The sequence below is a fragment of the uncultured Haliea sp. genome, assembly GCF_963973825.1.
Lineage (GTDB): Bacteria > Pseudomonadota > Gammaproteobacteria > Pseudomonadales > Halieaceae > Haliea.
In genome coordinates this window covers 45,050-60,389 of sequence record NZ_CAXBAE010000005.1, presented here as the reverse complement: position 1 = coordinate 60,389, position 15,340 = coordinate 45,050, and the positions used below count along the sequence as shown (strand labels likewise).

The window sequence follows — 15,340 nt, the reverse complement described above, 5'->3', positions numbered from 1 at the left end:
TATGAAAAAAGTGCTGCTTGCGGTTTTGGCTGCTTCCCTCGTGGCGGGGGGTTGGTGGTGGTTTGAGTTGCGGCGGGGTGCCGCTGGTGTCGATGAAGGGCGCGACGATTTCTACAAGACACTGGACAACGATCCGGCGCCCGTCCTCTCGCCCGCTGAGGCCTTGCAGCGGTTTCGCATCGCCCCGGGATTTGACGTTGAGCTGGTCGCCGCGGAACCATTGGTCGAGGATCCCGTTGCCATGGCGTGGGATGAGTTCGGCCGTCTGTATGTTGTGGAGATGCGCGGCTACATGCCGGACGCCTACGGCAATGGCAGGGATGAGCCCGTGGGCCGTGTTGTGCGCCTTAGGGATACAGACGGTGACGGTCGCATGGATGAGTCGGTTGCCTTTCTGGAAAAACTGGTCAATCCGCGCGCGGTCGCGGTCACCAACGCCGGTATCCTGGTTGGCGAACCACCCAACCTCTGGCTCTGTGAGCTACCGACAGCAGATGCCACCTGCGAGCAGCCCCGGCGCATTGGCGACTACGCCCCCAACTTTGATGAGGGTAATGTTGAGCATCTCGAGAATGGCCTGATCGTTGGTCTCGACAACTGGCTGTATAACGCCAAGTCCAGTCGCAGCTTCCGCTTGCACGGGGACCGGCTGACGGTTCGCGAGGGGCCCAACCGTGGGCAGTGGGGCATGGACTTCGATGATCGCGGGCGCTTTTTCTATAACCACAACTCCACCTGGCTGCAGGCTGACTTCGTTACCGGTGAAGATCTGGTCACCTCGGAAGGGGTTGCCGGTCACGCCGGAATCGGAGTCAACCTGACGGACCCCAGTGAAGTGTTCTCCGTGCGCGTCAACCCCGGTGTTAACCGCGCCTACCTCGAGGGGACGCTGCGCCCCGATGGCCGGCTGCACAAGGCGACCGGGGTAAGCGGTCTCGCGGTATACCGGGGGGACCAGTTCGGCCCGGAGTATGCCAACGATGTTTTCGTGCCCGAAGTCGCGGCAAACGTCGTGGCCCACCTGCGCATCCGGGAGGAGGGTATCAACCTGCGGGCAGAGCACGTCCTGTACCCCGACGAGCAATGGGGCGAGCGCGAGTTCCTGGGGTCCACGGACGAGCGTTTCCGTCCTGTCGATGCGATGAACGGGCCCGACGGCAATCTCTACATTATCGACATGTACCGCGGCATCGTACAGGACACCCAGTATCTCACTGATGAACTGCGAGAGCAGATTCTGCATCGCAAGCTCGACAAACCCCTGGGCATGGGCCGCATCTGGCGCATCGTGCGCAGCGATCGCGCAGCCGCCAGTAGCGTGCCGGACTTCGCCGCCGCCAGCGGCGAGGAACTCGTCGAACTGCTCGCAAGTGGCAACGGTTGGGTACGGGAGACGGCCCAGCGCCTCCTGCTAGCGCGCGACGAGCCTCTCGCCGCAGCGCTCAGCCGGGTTGTACGTGGCAATGACAGCAGGGCCGCCATTCATGCCCTGTGGGCACTGGCTGGCCGCGAAGAACTGCAGCGCGACCTGGTGCTGGAGGTCGTACAGGGGCAAGACCCCTGGCGGCAGGTACAGGCGCTCAGGGCCGGTAGCGAACTGCTTTCCGCCGAGGACATGCTGGCGCTCGCCGGCAGTCTCGCGCAGGCGCCGGAGCGGGTACAGATGCAGCTGGCCCTCGCACTCGGTCGCTATGCCGAGCGTGATGCGGTGCGCGATCAGTTGCGGCAGGCGCTCATTGCAAACATCGACAGCGTGTACGTCAGGCAGGCGGTGATCCGCGCGGTCACGGGTCAGGAAATGCCGTTTCTCGCGCTTCTTATGACCGATCCGGCCTTTGTCGGCCAGAGTTCCGCGAAGGCAGAGGCGCTGGGCACCCTGGCGGTAAATGCCTACCGCCACCTGCGCGGTGACATGCAGTCTACCGAGCTGGCTAACCCCCAGCTGAACACGCTGCTGGAACGCGTGGCGAGCGCCGATGGCGGCCGAGCCTGGCAGCAGATTGCCATGCTGCAGGCGCTGCGTGGCCTGACCCGGCAAACCGGTTTTGAGCCGGCCCGCCTGGCCGAGGTGCCCCCCATTTTTGCCGTCGGTGACGACACGGTAAATGATGCACTGAGTGAGGCGCGACTGTCTGGACGTCGTGCCTTCACCTGGCCCGGGGATTTGCTGGCGCAGGGCATTGAGCCGTTGACGGCGGAACAGCGCCGGTTGATGCAACGCGGTGAAACCTTTTACGTCCAGTGCGCATCCTGTCACGGCGCCGATGGCGCAGGTATTGCCGGGCTGGCACCCGCCCTTGCCGGCGTAGAATGGGTAACAGGGCCGCCGGAGTGGCTGGGGCGCATTATCCTGCAGGGCCTGGTGGGCCCGCTGGAAGTCAACGGTGAGAGTTTTAACGGTGTGATGCCAGCCCACGGACATCTGCCCGAGTTGACGGATGAGGTGCTGGCCGGGCTGATGACCTACCTGCGTCGCGCCTGGGGCAATACAGCCGATGCGGTCTCCGTCGAGCAGGCGGCGAATATTCGCGCCAGCAGTGCGGCGCGCAACCAGCCCTGGACGGTGGAGGCACTGCGCGAAGTGCCGGTGGACCGTGGCTTCGGGCCTTTCCTGGGTGAGTACTCGGTGAGCTTCATTACCATCACCATCAGTGAACAGGCTGAGGGTCTGCACATGGAGGCTACCATGCAGGGTGGGGGGCTTCTGACGCAGCTGGACGATAATGTGTTCGTTGCGGGTGGCGGTGAAGACAGCGTGAAACTGGAGTTCGTGGTCGAGAGCGACGGAACCGTGGATACCCTGATCATTTACCGGGGAGATCAACGCATTCCGGCAAGCCGCAAGGGTTGAAAGCCAACACCGCTGGCCCCGTACCACCGGTACCTCAGGTCGACGGGGCTTGCCTTTGCGTCCTCCGTTGTGCATATTGGCAAGGTGGTAAGACCAAAATAAGTCGTTGCGTCAACGAAGAGGCGCACTCCGGGGGGGATGACAATAATGAATAGACGACGTTTTTTGACACAGGCCGCTGCGCTGGGAAGCGGGTTGTATGTGTCGAGCCTGCTGCCCGCCATCGCGGCCCCCCAGCGCCGGCTGGAGGTGATTGGACTGCAGCTCTACACGGTGCATGGTCCCATGAGTGAAGATTTCGAGGGCACCCTGCGTGCAGTGGCAGACATGGGCTACCGCGAAGTGGAGTTTTCGACCGTGGGCGGCCTCTATGGTCGCGAGCCGCACGCGGTGCAAGGTCAACTGAAGCAGCTGGGCCTGCGGGCACCGTTTGGTCGGCTTCGGCCGCAAATACCCGACAACGTGGATATTGCCAGTTTGCCCAGGGACGAGGCGATCAAACTGTTTTTCCAGCTCTCCGGAACCGATCGTATACTGGACAACCTGCGGGCAATGTTGCCGGAAGCGGCGGTGATGGGCTACGAATCGATCGTGCTGTCGGCGGTATCGCCGGCCGACATGAAAGACCGCGCAGCGCTGGCGCGCCTGGTGGATATTTTCAATGAAGCAGGTGCCTTGTGCGCCAGCCACGGCATGACCTTCGCCTACCACAATCATGACTTCGACTTCACACCAGTGGACGGCATGTTGCCGTTTGATTACCTACTGACCAACACGGACCCCGACTCCGTACAGTTTCAATTCGACCTCTACTGGGTCAGCAAGGCCGGCCAGGACCCACTGCGTTACTTCCGGGATCATGGCAAGCGCTTCAACAGTTGTCACATGAAAGACATGGCGGTAGATGGCACGTTTGCCGATGTGGGAGCCGGCACCCTGAACTTTCCAGTGCTGACGGCGGCAGCGCTGGATGCGGGTGTGCGCCACTTCTTTGTCGAACACGACGCACCGCAGCAGCCGCTGGCGAGCGCTGAATCTTCTTACGCGTTCCTCGCGAGTATGACCTTCTAGACAACGCCTGGCCGCGAGCGCGCAGGGTTGGCGAATATCCCGGACCTGTGTTGTCAGCGGCAGGAATGTTGGCTATTCTGGTAAGGTGGTAATACCAATATAAAACGATAACGCAGTTTATGGGGCACACTATGACTTTGAAATCCTCCTGCAAGACGACTTTGGCCGTCTCTCTACTCCTTCCCCTGGCGGTCCCGGCGGCGCTCGCACAGCAGACCCTTGAAGAGGTGATTGTGACTGCGCAGAAGCGCGAGCAAAGTGCACAGGATGTGCCCCTCGCGTTGACCGCGGTGGGTGCCAGCGCAATTGAAACCCTGGGCATGCAGGAGTTTGCCGATATCACACGCATATCGCCGTCGCTGACCATGAGCTCGGGCAACAACAAGCAGCAGACTACCATCAGCATCCGCGGCATCGGGACCAATGTTTTCAGTATCAGCGTTGAGCCCAGCGTGGCCGTACTGATCGACAATGTCTCCAAGGTGCAGCCGGGGCAGGCATTGGCCAACCTTGTCGACGTAGAGCGCATCGAAGTGCTGCGCGGGCCGCAAAGCACGCTGTTCGGCAAGAACGCCTCGGCAGGTCTGGTGAGTATCACCACCAAGAATCCCTCAGACGAGCTGGAGGGCAGTCTGGAGCTGGTGGCGACAGACGATGACCAGCTGCGCACTGTGGGCACGCTGTCCGGCCCGGTCAGCGACACCTTCGCGTACCGGCTGATGGCCTACTACGACGATCGTGACGGTTACCTGACCAATCTCACCACCGGCAACGATCTCAACGGTAGCCGTTCGTCGGGAGCGCGGGGCAAGTTTGTCTGGGATGCGACAGAGAATCTCAGCGCCTCGTTCATCCTCGCTTACAACGAGGAGAAGGCAAACTGCTGCGGTATCAACTGGAATCAGCTGAACCCGGAGGCGAGGGTGTTCGGTTTCGTGCCCGGTGACCCGGCGGTGGGTATCGAGCCCGGTGCGGGCAATCGCCTGATTCGCCAGGATGACGAGTCACTGGGAGAAAGTGACGATGTGTCCGGCAGCCTCGAGCTCACCTACAACGTGAATGACTACACCATGACCTCCATCACGGCCTTCGACAGCTGGGATTTCAGCAACAACGAAGACGTGGACTTTTCGGACGTGAACGTTGCCGGTGCATTCACCGGTGGCGCGCTGCAGGGCGGCATCTCCTCGGCGTCCGAGGTGAAAACCGATTTTTTCTCGCAGGAACTGCGCCTGCAGTCGCCACTGTATGACCGTTTTGACTATCTGCTCGGCCTGTACTATGCCGACGCGCAGACGGATCGCAGCTTTTCGCGACGTATCCTTACGGCAGACTGGGAAGCCGAGGCCGGCACCGAAAGCTATGCCGCCTTCGGCCAGGGTACCTGGCGCTTCACCGATGCCACCAGCATGACAGCAGGTCTGCGCTACAATCGGGAGGAAATCTCGGCCGACTTTACAGATTTCCCCAGCGATGCACGTTACCGCGCAGACGATTCGGATTCCGTGGTGCTGGGCAAGCTGTCCCTGCAGCACTTCCTCAATGAACAGAGCATGCTGTTTGCCAGCTACAGCCGCGGCTACAAGGGCCAGGCTTATGATATTGCCACGGGTTTCAATCAGGACAAGGCGGATAACCCGGTTGCCGCAGAAACCTCCGATTCTTTCGAAGTGGGACTGAAGACAACGGTGCTTGACCAGCGGCTGCAGTTCAACGTGGTGGCCTTCTACACGGAATACGACGACTTCCAGTCGCAGAACACCTTGATCCAGGAAGATGGTTCGGTTGTGCTCGATATCTCCAATGTGGGTGTACTGGAGACACAGGGTATCGAGGTGGATGCCGTAGCGCTGCTGGGCGAGAACTTTCTGCTGCGGGCCGGTTTTGCCTGGATTGATGCAACGGTGAAGGAGTTTCCTAACGCCCGCTGTTACCAGGGGCAAACCGTTGAGCAGGGCTGCGTGGAAATCGCGCCGGGCGCCTCGGTGCAGGATCTGGCCGGTGCCGAGCTGAACAACTCACCGGACTACAAGCTGACGCTGTCGGGCGAGTACACGGTGCCCTTTTCCTCGCTGCCCTTCGACGGCTTCGCCAACTTCTCCTACCGCTGGCAGGATGAGGTGAACTTCAGCCTCTCCGGTGACCCGCTGACGCAATACGAGTCCTACGACCTGATGGACCTGAGCGTGGGCATTGTGGAACGTGAGCGTGCGGCCTATCGGGTCACGCTGTTTGTCAACAACGTGTTTGATGACGATTACGTGATGTCACTGGCCAACCTCGGACAGTTATATGCCGGGCAGTTGGCGCTCGGGCAGGTGCTGGCACGCGACAGCCAGCGCTATGCGGGTCTCCGGGTGAAATTCAATTTCTAGCGTTACGCACAGGTGGGGTGTTCCGGCGTGAAGCGCCTTCCCGCCAGTCTTGGCGTGGCTGCCCTTTTGCTGGGCAGCAGCGCCCAGTGTGCTGCAGCATGCAATGACTTTAGCGCCGAGCGGCGTGCGTATTTTGGCGATCTCCACGTCCACACCCGATTCTCCCAGGACGCCAGCTGGCGCATGGGAAATACGCGATTGGGTCCCGATGAGGCGTATCAGTTCGCGCGCGGTCACCGTATCGACCTGCCGCCCTACGATGCGCTGGGCGAGAGCCTGCGCTCCGTGCAGTTGCAGCGCCCGCTGGATTTTCTGGCCGTCACGGATCACGCCGAAGCGCTGGACGCCGTGCGTGTCTGCGAGAACCCCGCTTATGACGGGCCCGGTGCCTGGATGTGTCACAGCAGCCCCTGGACCCGCATGGCCATGGGTCTGGTTGGCCGCTATCTGCCTGTCGACACGCTGTGTGGGCCCGGCGATGTGCAGTGCGCGCTGGCCGGTGCCGAGGTGTGGTCAGACATCGTGTTATCGGCGCAGCAGCACAATGCCCCCTGCGACTTTTCCACCTTCATCGGCTATGAATGGAGCGGGCTCGACGGCGGCGCCAACCTGCATCGCAATGTGATTTTCCGTAACAGTGCCGTGCCCGCAGCGCCGGTGAGTGCGCGGGATGCGCGAACGCCGGAGGCCCTTTGGGCAGCGCTGGACGAGCATTGCCGTGACAGCATCGACGGCTGCGAGGCAGTTACCATCCCCCACAATGCCAATCTGAGCCAGGGGCGGATGTTTTCACCGATGACGACCGCCGGCGTCCGCATGACGCCCGCCCTCGCTGCGCAGCGCGCACGCTACGAACGCCTCGCGGAATTGATTCAGCACAAGGGTGACTCGGAGTGTTATGGCGGGGTTGGCGCCGAGGATGAGCTCTGCGGTTTCGAAAAGCTTCCCTATAGCAGCTTTGTTCAGAAATACCTGCCTTTCCTTGGCGAGGCACCGGCCGATGACAGCCGTTACCTGCGAGAGGCCCTGCGCGAAGGCCTGCGCCTGCAACGCGAGCTCGGAGAGAATCCTTTTGCGATCGGCTTTATTGGCGGCACGGACAGCCACGTGGCTGCGGGTGGCGCCGTGGCAGAGGACAATCATCCCGGACACCACGGCGCGCAGCATATCAGTGGCACGGGTGCGGCTGCGCAACTGCCCGATCGGGTGGAGCAAAACCCCGGTGGACTTGCCGTGCTTTACGCAGAGGAGAACTCCCGGGACGCCTTATACCGCGCCATGCAGCGACGTGAGGCCTACGCCACAAGTGGTCCGCGGATTCAGCTGCGCTTCTTCGGTGGGTGGAACTACGAGGACGATCTCTGTGAGCGCGTGGACCTGGTGGCACAGGGCTATGCCAACGGTGTGCCGATGGGCGGAGAACTGCGAGCGGCAGACCGCAACGGTCGGGCGCCGGCGTTTCTGCTGGCGGCCATGGCTGACACCGGAACAGCCAGCCTGCCGGGTGGGGCGCTGCAGCGGCTGCAGGTGATCAAGGCCTGGGTGGATGCCGAGGGTGAAAGCCGGGAAGAGATTCATGATGTGGCGGGTTCGGTAGAGAGCGGGGCGCAGGTAGACTTGAAGTCCTGTCAACCGCTCGCCCGGGGCTATCGCAAGCTGTGTACCGTATGGCGTGACCCCGAGTTCAGCCCCGCGACGAGCGCACTGTATTATGCCAGGGTGGTGGAGACGCCATCGTGTCGGTGGCACCGGCGTATCTGCGTGGCCAACGCGGTGAACTGTGATGACGTCGAAGCCTTGCCGGACGGATTCAAGGGCTGCTGCGACGAATCAGTGCCGGATACGGTACAGGAACGTGCGTGGTCTTCGCCGATCTGGTACCGGCCTGCGTCCAGCGAGGAAACACGATGACGTCAATGAAAACATGGCTTGCGCGTGTACTGCTGGGACTGCTCGCCGCGACAGTGCTGCTGGTTGCCGCGGGATACTTCACCCTGCGCTCGATGGGACTGTTTCGCGCACCGGAGTACGACACCCAGGCACCCGTATTGCCGACTCTGGCCAGCCCTGCGATTCTCGTGTTCTACAAGACCAGTGGCTATGTGCACACGGAAGCAATTCCTGCTGCGAACGCGCTGCTTGTCGAGCTCGCCGAAGAACTCGGCTACGCCATCTACGTCACGGACAACGGTGCCGTCATCAATCCCGAACAGTTGAGTCAGTTCGATGTGCTGGTCTGGAATAACAACACAGGCAGTGTCCTGTCGCCGCCGCAGCAGACACATTTCCGGCGGTGGCTTGAAAACGGCGGCAAATGGCTCGGTTTGCACAGCGCGAGTGACAACCATTTCAGCTGGGATTGGTATGTAAACGAGGTGATTGGTGCGGCTTTCAACGGCGCCACACGGATTCCACAGCAGCCCCGGGCGCAGCTGGTGTTTGAAAACCGGGATCACCCTGTGCTCAGTGGCCTGCCTGCGTCGATCTGGCTGAACGATGAGTTCTACAGTTTCTCCAATTCACCCCGGGACACCTCCACCGTGCTGGCGACGCTGGATGAGAGCAGCTACATCGAGGAGCAGGCACTGGTGCGAGAGCAACTCCGCATGGGGGACCATCCGATCATTTGGGTTCGCAGGGTGGGAGAGGGTGCGGCAGTCTATTCCGCGATCGGCCACAGCGCCGATACCTACGCCATTCCCGAATATCGCCGGCTGCTCAGCAATGCGCTTCACTGGTTGATCCAGGGTGACCACGACAGCCCAGCCCCGTAGATGGCTGTACCCCGGGTCATGGCCGCATGGCGTCTGCGGCGAGCGCTGCTATGCCTTGCCAGTCACCGCTGCTGACCAGTTCGGGAGAGAGCATCCAGGATCCGCCACAACAGACCACGTTGGGCAGCGCCAGGTACTCACGAAAGTTGTGCGTGTTGAGGCCACCGGTGGGGCAGAAGCAGACCGCAGGAAACGGTCCACTCAGTGCTTTTAGCAACGCGATGCCCCCAACCGCTTCTGCGGGAAACAGTTTGAACGTGTCCAGACCGAATTCCATGCCCTGCATGACCTCTGACGCCGAGGCGACGCCCGGTAGCAGGAAGGCGTCACGATCCCGCGCCGCCCGCAGCAAAGCGGTTGTAAGCCCGGGACTGACGGCAAAGTCCGCTCCCGCTGCCAGTGCCCGGTCAAGTTCATCGGGATTGGTGACGGTGCCCGCGGCGATAAGCATGTCGGGTAGTTCAGCCTTGACCTCCCGAATACAGTCCAGCCCGGTCGCGGTGCGCAGGGTGATCTCAAGGGCATGCAGTCCACTGCCGGCGAGTGTGCGGGACAACTGCACGGTTGTGTCAACGTCGGTGGCCGTGATCACGGGTAGCACACGGCAGCGGCGCAGGGTCTCTCTGTTCATAAACCGGTTTCCATCTCAACGGCGACAATACGTCCGATTCAACCCGCCGACAAGGTTTGAACAGTGGCGGTCGTGTGCCCACTGCGAATTGACGCGCAGAGCGCCAGACTGCTATTTTGGCAAGGTGGTCAGGCCAGTATAGGCGGCTTTGTCGACGGATAACAGCCGCAGTGGAGACAACTGATGGTAAAACTTTCGGGTGTGCAATGTGCCGTATTCATGTTGTTGGCGTGGGGGTTGTCGCCGGCACAGGGTATGCCAGATGAGCGTCCCAACATCCTCCTGCTGATGGCCGAGGATATGAGCGCGCGGGTGGGAGCCTTCGGTGACGCGCTTGCGGTAACACCCAATATTGATCGTCTGGCAGTAGAGGGTGTGCGCTACCCGAATACCTTCACCACCGCGGGTGTATGTGCGCCCAGCCGCGCCGCCCACATCATGGGCGCGCACCAGAACAGCTTTGGCGCCCAGCATATGCGCGCCGCGAGTTCACACTGGCCACTGCAATACAAGGCCGTGCCGCCACCCGACATGAAAGCCTACCCAGAGCTTTTGCGCCGCGCAGGCTATTTCACATTCGTCACCAACAAGCTCGACTACCAGTTTTCGGGCACGTCTCTGGGCAGTGGCCCCTTTACGATCTGGGACAGTGAAACACGCGCGCCATTTCCCTGGCATGAGGTGCCAGGCGACACGCCCTTCTTTGGTTTCATGACGTTTCTGGAAACGCACGAGAGCGGCCTCTTTCCCCGCTGGCGCTGGCCGGACAGCATCCCGGACATGATGTTGCAGGCGCTGCATATCTATCTCAACTGGGGCGTTGACGATGTGGTGACGCCGGATTCGGTGACGGTGCCGCCCTACCTTCCCGCTGTTGAACCGGTCAGGCGTGACATCGCGCGCCACTACAATAATATTCACACCATGGACCTGCGTGTGGGCGAGGTACTCGCCCGGTTACAGGCTGACGGTCTCGCTGAGAATACCATCGTCATCTGGACGACGGATCATGGAGATGGCTTGCCCCGCGCCAAGCGCGAGCTTTTCGACTCGGGAATCAGGGTGCCGTTGATTATTCGCTGGCCCGAGCGGTACCGCCCCCCGGATGTTGCCCCTGGCACGATTGATGAGCGTCTGGTGAGCTTTGTGGACATTGCGCCGACCATCCTCGGTATGGCCGGGGTCGATCTGCCGGCGTACGTTGTTGGCCGCGCATTTGCCGGCCCCTTGGCGGATGTGCCCAACCGGTACGTCTACGCCGCCCGCGACCGCGTGGACAGTCAGGTCGATCACCAGCGCAGCGTTCGCGATGCGCGCTACAAATACATTCTCAATGGCTACCCGGGCACCCCCGGCGCCGTGCACCTGGACTTCCGGGATCAGCTTGAGAGTATGCGGGCGCTGTGGGAACTGCACGCTGCCGACCAGCTGACGCCAGCGCAGGCGCTCTGGTTCCAACCGCGCCCGCTTGAGCAGCTGTACGACACGCAACACGATCCTCACGAGTTGCATAATCTGGCGCAGGATCCGGCACATGCACCGGTCCTGCAGCGCATGCGCGCCGCGCTTGCGGATTGGCAAGCGCAGTCCACGGATTGGGGAGCCCTGCCGGAGGAGGACATGGTGCGGCAGTTCTGGCCGGATCTCGAGCAGCCGAAAACCGCAATGCCAGCGTTTTCCTACGATGCACAGGGCCGGGTGCTGGTGCATTCTGCGACGGAAGGCGCATCCCTGGGAATCCGCGTGGACGATGGACCCTGGCAGCTCTACACCGGCCCGGTGCAGTTGGCGGCCGGTGCTTCACTCACCGCAAAGGCGGTTCGTTACGGTTGGCAGGAGAGCGAGGAGGCCGCGCTGCCCTGACGGGTTCAGCCCGTGTGCGAACTTGCGGCTGTGCCGCGCGTTTTGGCATGGGCGAACTTGCGAATCCCAGCCCACGCGGCAATCGCCTCCGGCACCCTCTCGTTCACCAGGCCATGCCAGCCCTGGATCATTCCGGGCCAGCCCTCCATCGTGACCTCCACGCCGCTGCGCAGGGCGTTTGCGGCGAGCAGCAGCGCGCCCTCACGCACGGTGTCATACTCGCCAATCTGCAGATACAGTGGCGGCAGGCCGTGCATCGCGGCGAAGGCCGGGGACACGCGGGGGTCATCCAGCGCGAGTTGACCGACGACATAGTCCCGGCCCCGGTTGCGCACCCACTCGGGTGTAAGGAAAGGGTCCCGCCCGCGGGTCGGAGACTCGGCAACCGATAGGTCGAACCAGCCGGTCAGCGATATGCAGCAGGCCGGCATGGGCAGGCCCGCGTCGCGCAGCCGCAGCAACAGCCCGAGTGCGAGGCTGCCGCCGCAGGATTCACCAATCAGCACAATATTGCCAGGGCTGACGCCGGTATCGAGCAGTCCACAATAGGCATTGAAACAGTCGTCGTGCGCGGCAGGGTAGGGGTGTTCCGGCGCAAGGCGATAGTCGGGCATGATCACCCGGCAATCGATTTGCCGCGCAATGATTTCCGCATAAAAATGGTATTCATCCAGCGGTGTGGACACGAAAGCACCGCCATGGCAGTGGAAGGCGATGCGGTCACTGGGGTGGCCCTGGAGGACATAGTCACCGCAACGAACGCCGCCGTAGTGGCGCAGCGTAATCTTCAGGTCAGCGCTGACCGGACGGCCATGGAACGGCGCAAACATCGCGCGCACGGCTCGATAGTCTGCGGCCGGATCAGCGAAGTCCGCTGGTATGGCATCGATGATGGCTTGCAGTGCGGGGCTGATCGTCATGGCAGGGACCTTTTCCGGAAGCGGGCGGCTGAGGGGGCGACACGCAACGGGGCGATGCCAGGAGGCAAACGCATGCGCTGGCGAATTGCCGCGGCAGAATGACGCGGGGTGATACATCCCGCTATACTCCGCCGATGATTCCACTCTCCATACTTGATGTTACCGCTGTTCCCGAGGGCAGCACCACCGCGGACGCATTGCACAACGCGCGCGATCTGGCGCAGCACGCGGAGCGCTGGGGCTATCACCGCCTGTGGGTTGCCGAGCATCACAACATGCAGAGCATCGCCAGCGCGGCAACGTCCATCGTGATTGCGCACCTGGCCAATGCCACCACCTCGATACGCCTCGGTTCGGGTGGCATCATGCTGCCCAACCACGCGCCGCTGGTGATTGCCGAGCAGTTCGGCACGCTGGCCACGCTGTTTCCGGGCCGTATCGACCTGGGCCTGGGGCGCGCGCCGGGTACGGATCCGCGCACGGCGCAGGCCCTGCGCCGCAATATGAACAGCAGCGTCGATAACTTTCCCAATGACGTCCTCGAACTGCAGTACTACCTGAAGCCGGCGCAGCCCGGGCAGGCGGTGGTCGCCACCCCTGGCGCCGGCACCGAGGTGCCGCTCTGGATTCTGGGGTCCAGCCTGTACGGTGCCGAGCTGGCGGCGATGCTGGGCCTGCCGTTTGCGTTTGCCTCACACTTCGCTCCCGCCTATATGGAACAGGCGATAGCGCTTTACCGGAAAAAGTTCGAACCCTCGGAACAGCTGGACAAACCCTACGTGATGCTGGGCTACAACGTGTTTGCGGCGGATACCAATGACGAGGCGCAGGTGCTGCAGACTACGATGATGCAAACCTTCGTGCGTCTGCGTCGCGGCACCCAGGGCAAACTCGCGCCGCCGCAGGCGGGCTACTTCGACACGCTGACGTCCCAGGAGCAGCACATGCTGACGGACATGCTGCGCTGCTCGGCAGTGGGTGATCGCAACACCGTTGCGGAGGCCATGGGGGCCTTTGTTGCCGCGACGGGTGCCGATGAATTGATGCTGATGTCATCCATCCACGACCACCAGCAGCGGCTCAGGTCCTTCGAGATCGCTGCCACGGCGTTTGGTTAGTCTTTCCACCCGGGCGCGCGCAATGCACAGCTTCTTCTGGCGCTTTATAGCGGTTATCGCACTGCTGCTGGCGGCGGTGGGTATCCTCTTGCCCATCATGCCCACAGTGCCCTTCCTGCTGGTCGCCACCTGGGCCGCGTCCCGCGGCTGGCCGGAACTCAATGACTGGCTGCTCAAGCACCCGGACTACGGGCCGCACATCATTGCCTGGCAGGACAACGGTGCCGTCTCCCGACGCGCAAAATGGCTGGCAACGCTGATGCTGGGCGGTAGCACCACCTTGCTGTGGCTATCCGGAGCGCCGGTCATGTTTGCCGCTATCATCACTACGGTCTTTGTGGTGGTGCTCACCTGGCTCTGGTGGCGCCCGGAGCCGTGAGCGATGAGCGAGGCCAGGTTGACGGTTCCCGACTGCGCCGCTTCGGTCAGCGTCTGGTTCAGTCCCGGCACGCGCTCTGGGGGCTGACGCTGGCCTCGTTTCTGGAGTCCACAGTTGTGCCGATTCCCCTGGAGGCGCTGCTGATTCCCTTGATGCAGGCCAGGCGACATCAGTTGTTTCTGCTTGCCCTGCTGTCCCTGATCGGCTGTTTGCTGGGCGCCAGTGTCGGGTATGGCGTCGGCTTGTGGTTCTTCGACGCTCTCGGTGATCAGCTGCTTGAGTGGTTCGCCAACCCGGATCAGTTCGAGCGTGCACGTATGGCGATGGCCGACCACGGTTTCTGGTTTGTGCTGAGCGTAGGCGTGACGCCGGTACCTTTCCAGATGGCGATGCTGGTCGCGGGTGCCACCGGTTATTCCTTCGCGCTGTTTATGCTGGCCTCTGCGCTGGCCCGCGGCCTGCGCTACTTCGGACTCGCTCTGCTGGTTTACTGGGCAGGTGATCAGGCGGAGACGCTATTCCGCCGGCATGCGCGCTGGGTTTCTGTGGCCGCTGTGGTTCTGGTGATTGCAGTTTTCCTATGGGTTTGAGGGAAGCGGGTGGCAACATACCAGTAATGGAAACCAGATGCATTGCAGGGCAACGTTTGCGGAAGTTTGCCGCAGTGAATACGGCGCTGATACATTTGACCGTTACCGCAGATGTGCCATCCACTTCGATAAACAACCACCAAGAAGAAAATTAATGCGTCAAAAGGGAAAGATTCGGTCATGGAATGACGAGAAGGGTTTTGGATTCATTGAGCCGATGACGGGCGAGAAAGATGTCTTCTTGCATATTTCTGCATGTGGCCAGAGCAGTCGCCGTCCCGAGGTAGGCCAGATCGTTACGTATGAGGCAGGTGTAGACAGGCAAGGTCGTTCTCGAGCCGCGCACGTCTTGCTCCCTGGTGCGAAGCGGCGTAACCGCAAGAACAGTCGCAGTGTCACTTTTCCGCTGCTGGCAGTCGGGGCGTTCTTCATTGCGGCGGCGACAATGCTAGCCCCGGTTTTCCTGCTCGCATACGTGTTCGTGAGTGCTCTGACATTTGCCGTGTATGGGCTGGATAAATCAGCGGCTCGCAGCGGCAGGTGGAGGACATCTGAGCATACCTTGCACTGTCTGGCCTTTCTGGGAGGGTGGCCGGGAGCTGTTCTCGCTCAGAGATTTTTTCGACACAAGTCCAAAAAGTCGTCATTCAGAGTGACATTCTGGGTGACGGTGATATTTAACATCCTCATCGTTCTTTGGTTATCAACAATCGAGATCAACCTCTCAGGGCAAGCATGGATAAAGCCCGCATGAGTTGACCCAAGCAC

The 15,340-nt window shown here is 61.7% G+C and carries 12 protein-coding genes; 10 read left to right on the top strand and 2 right to left on the bottom strand.

Annotated features, from left to right (window positions below):
* Position 1: 1 nt before the first annotated feature.
* The 5 genes from AACZ17_RS07845 (at position 2) to AACZ17_RS07825 (ending at position 9,071) form a co-directional block, all read left to right on the top strand.
* Positions 2-2,851 carry a c-type cytochrome gene (locus tag AACZ17_RS07845; protein WP_290745014.1) on the top strand — a complete coding sequence of 950 codons (2,850 nt, stop codon included), beginning with the start codon at positions 2-4 and terminating at the stop codon, positions 2,849-2,851.
* A 147-nt stretch (positions 2,852-2,998) separates the two neighbouring features.
* Positions 2,999-3,922 carry a sugar phosphate isomerase/epimerase gene (locus tag AACZ17_RS07840; protein ID WP_290745011.1) on the top strand — a complete coding sequence of 308 codons (924 nt, stop codon included), beginning with the start codon at positions 2,999-3,001 and terminating at the stop codon, positions 3,920-3,922.
* Between the two features lie 131 nt (positions 3,923-4,053).
* Positions 4,054-6,297 carry a TonB-dependent receptor gene (locus AACZ17_RS07835; protein ID WP_290745008.1) on the top strand — a complete coding sequence of 748 codons (2,244 nt, stop codon included), beginning with the start codon at positions 4,054-4,056 and terminating at the stop codon, positions 6,295-6,297.
* Positions 6,298-6,324: 27 nt separating this feature from the next.
* Entirely contained in the window at positions 6,325-8,208 is a 1,884-nt protein-coding gene (locus AACZ17_RS07830; RefSeq protein ID WP_290745006.1) for a DUF3604 domain-containing protein, read from the top strand.
* The gene (locus AACZ17_RS07825; protein WP_339638054.1) at positions 8,205-9,071 is read left to right on the top strand and encodes a ThuA domain-containing protein; all 867 of its coding nucleotides are present in this window, start codon (positions 8,205-8,207) and stop codon (positions 9,069-9,071) included. Before AACZ17_RS07830 ends, AACZ17_RS07825 begins: the two co-directional genes overlap by 4 nt.
* A gap of 16 nt (positions 9,072-9,087) precedes the next feature.
* Here the strand turns inward: AACZ17_RS07825 and AACZ17_RS07820 are convergent, their stop codons facing one another.
* Positions 9,088-9,702, bottom strand: a complete 615-nt coding sequence (locus AACZ17_RS07820; RefSeq protein WP_290745000.1) for a bifunctional 4-hydroxy-2-oxoglutarate aldolase/2-dehydro-3-deoxy-phosphogluconate aldolase — start codon at positions 9,700-9,702, stop codon at positions 9,088-9,090.
* Between the two features lie 183 nt (positions 9,703-9,885).
* On the opposite strand from AACZ17_RS07820, the gene AACZ17_RS07815 reads away from it, so the two are divergent.
* Positions 9,886-11,565 carry a sulfatase gene (locus AACZ17_RS07815; RefSeq protein WP_290744998.1) on the top strand — a complete coding sequence of 560 codons (1,680 nt, stop codon included), beginning with the start codon at positions 9,886-9,888 and terminating at the stop codon, positions 11,563-11,565.
* A gap of 5 nt (positions 11,566-11,570) precedes the next feature.
* Here AACZ17_RS07815 and AACZ17_RS07810 read toward each other — a convergent pair whose 3' ends face one another.
* The gene (locus AACZ17_RS07810; protein ID WP_290744995.1) at positions 11,571-12,485 is read right to left on the bottom strand and encodes an alpha/beta hydrolase fold domain-containing protein; all 915 of its coding nucleotides are present in this window, start codon (positions 12,483-12,485) and stop codon (positions 11,571-11,573) included.
* A 134-nt stretch (positions 12,486-12,619) separates the two neighbouring features.
* On the opposite strand from AACZ17_RS07810, the gene AACZ17_RS07805 reads away from it, so the two are divergent.
* The 4 genes from AACZ17_RS07805 to AACZ17_RS07790 are packed head-to-tail and all read left to right on the top strand — an operon-like array spanning position 12,620 to position 15,326.
* Positions 12,620-13,603 (top strand): LLM class flavin-dependent oxidoreductase, encoded by a 984-nt coding sequence (locus tag AACZ17_RS07805; RefSeq protein WP_290745196.1) that lies wholly within the window; start codon positions 12,620-12,622, stop codon positions 13,601-13,603.
* A gap of 22 nt (positions 13,604-13,625) precedes the next feature.
* Positions 13,626-13,982 (top strand): YbaN family protein, encoded by a 357-nt coding sequence (locus tag AACZ17_RS07800; RefSeq protein WP_290744992.1) that lies wholly within the window; start codon positions 13,626-13,628, stop codon positions 13,980-13,982.
* Entirely contained in the window at positions 13,979-14,572 is a 594-nt protein-coding gene (locus AACZ17_RS07795) for a VTT domain-containing protein (RefSeq protein WP_290744989.1), read from the top strand. Before AACZ17_RS07800 ends, AACZ17_RS07795 begins: the two co-directional genes overlap by 4 nt.
* Positions 14,573-14,609: 37 nt before the next feature.
* Complete coding sequence (locus tag AACZ17_RS07790) at positions 14,610-15,326, top strand: DUF1294 domain-containing protein (RefSeq protein ID WP_290744986.1); 717 nt, start codon at positions 14,610-14,612, stop codon at positions 15,324-15,326.
* The last annotated feature ends 14 nt before the right edge of the window (positions 15,327-15,340 follow it).

Coding starts and splice junctions, on each gene's coding strand:
- AACZ17_RS07815 (WP_290744998.1), top strand. CDS start 9,886: ATGGTAAAACTTTCGGGTGTGCAATGTGCCGTATTCATGTTGTTGGCG.
- AACZ17_RS07800 (WP_290744992.1), top strand. CDS start 13,626: ATGCACAGCTTCTTCTGGCGCTTTATAGCGGTTATCGCACTGCTGCTG.
- AACZ17_RS07845 (WP_290745014.1), top strand. CDS start 2: ATGAAAAAAGTGCTGCTTGCGGTTTTGGCTGCTTCCCTCGTGGCGGGG.
- AACZ17_RS07820 (WP_290745000.1), bottom strand. CDS start 9,702: ATGAACAGAGAGACCCTGCGCCGCTGCCGTGTGCTACCCGTGATCACG.
- AACZ17_RS07825 (WP_339638054.1), top strand. CDS start 8,205: ATGACGTCAATGAAAACATGGCTTGCGCGTGTACTGCTGGGACTGCTC.
- AACZ17_RS07840 (WP_290745011.1), top strand. CDS start 2,999: ATGAATAGACGACGTTTTTTGACACAGGCCGCTGCGCTGGGAAGCGGG.
- AACZ17_RS07835 (WP_290745008.1), top strand. CDS start 4,054: ATGACTTTGAAATCCTCCTGCAAGACGACTTTGGCCGTCTCTCTACTC.
- AACZ17_RS07810 (WP_290744995.1), bottom strand. CDS start 12,485: ATGACGATCAGCCCCGCACTGCAAGCCATCATCGATGCCATACCAGCG.
- AACZ17_RS07790 (WP_290744986.1), top strand. CDS start 14,610: ATGCATTGCAGGGCAACGTTTGCGGAAGTTTGCCGCAGTGAATACGGC.
- AACZ17_RS07805 (WP_290745196.1), top strand. CDS start 12,620: ATGATTCCACTCTCCATACTTGATGTTACCGCTGTTCCCGAGGGCAGC.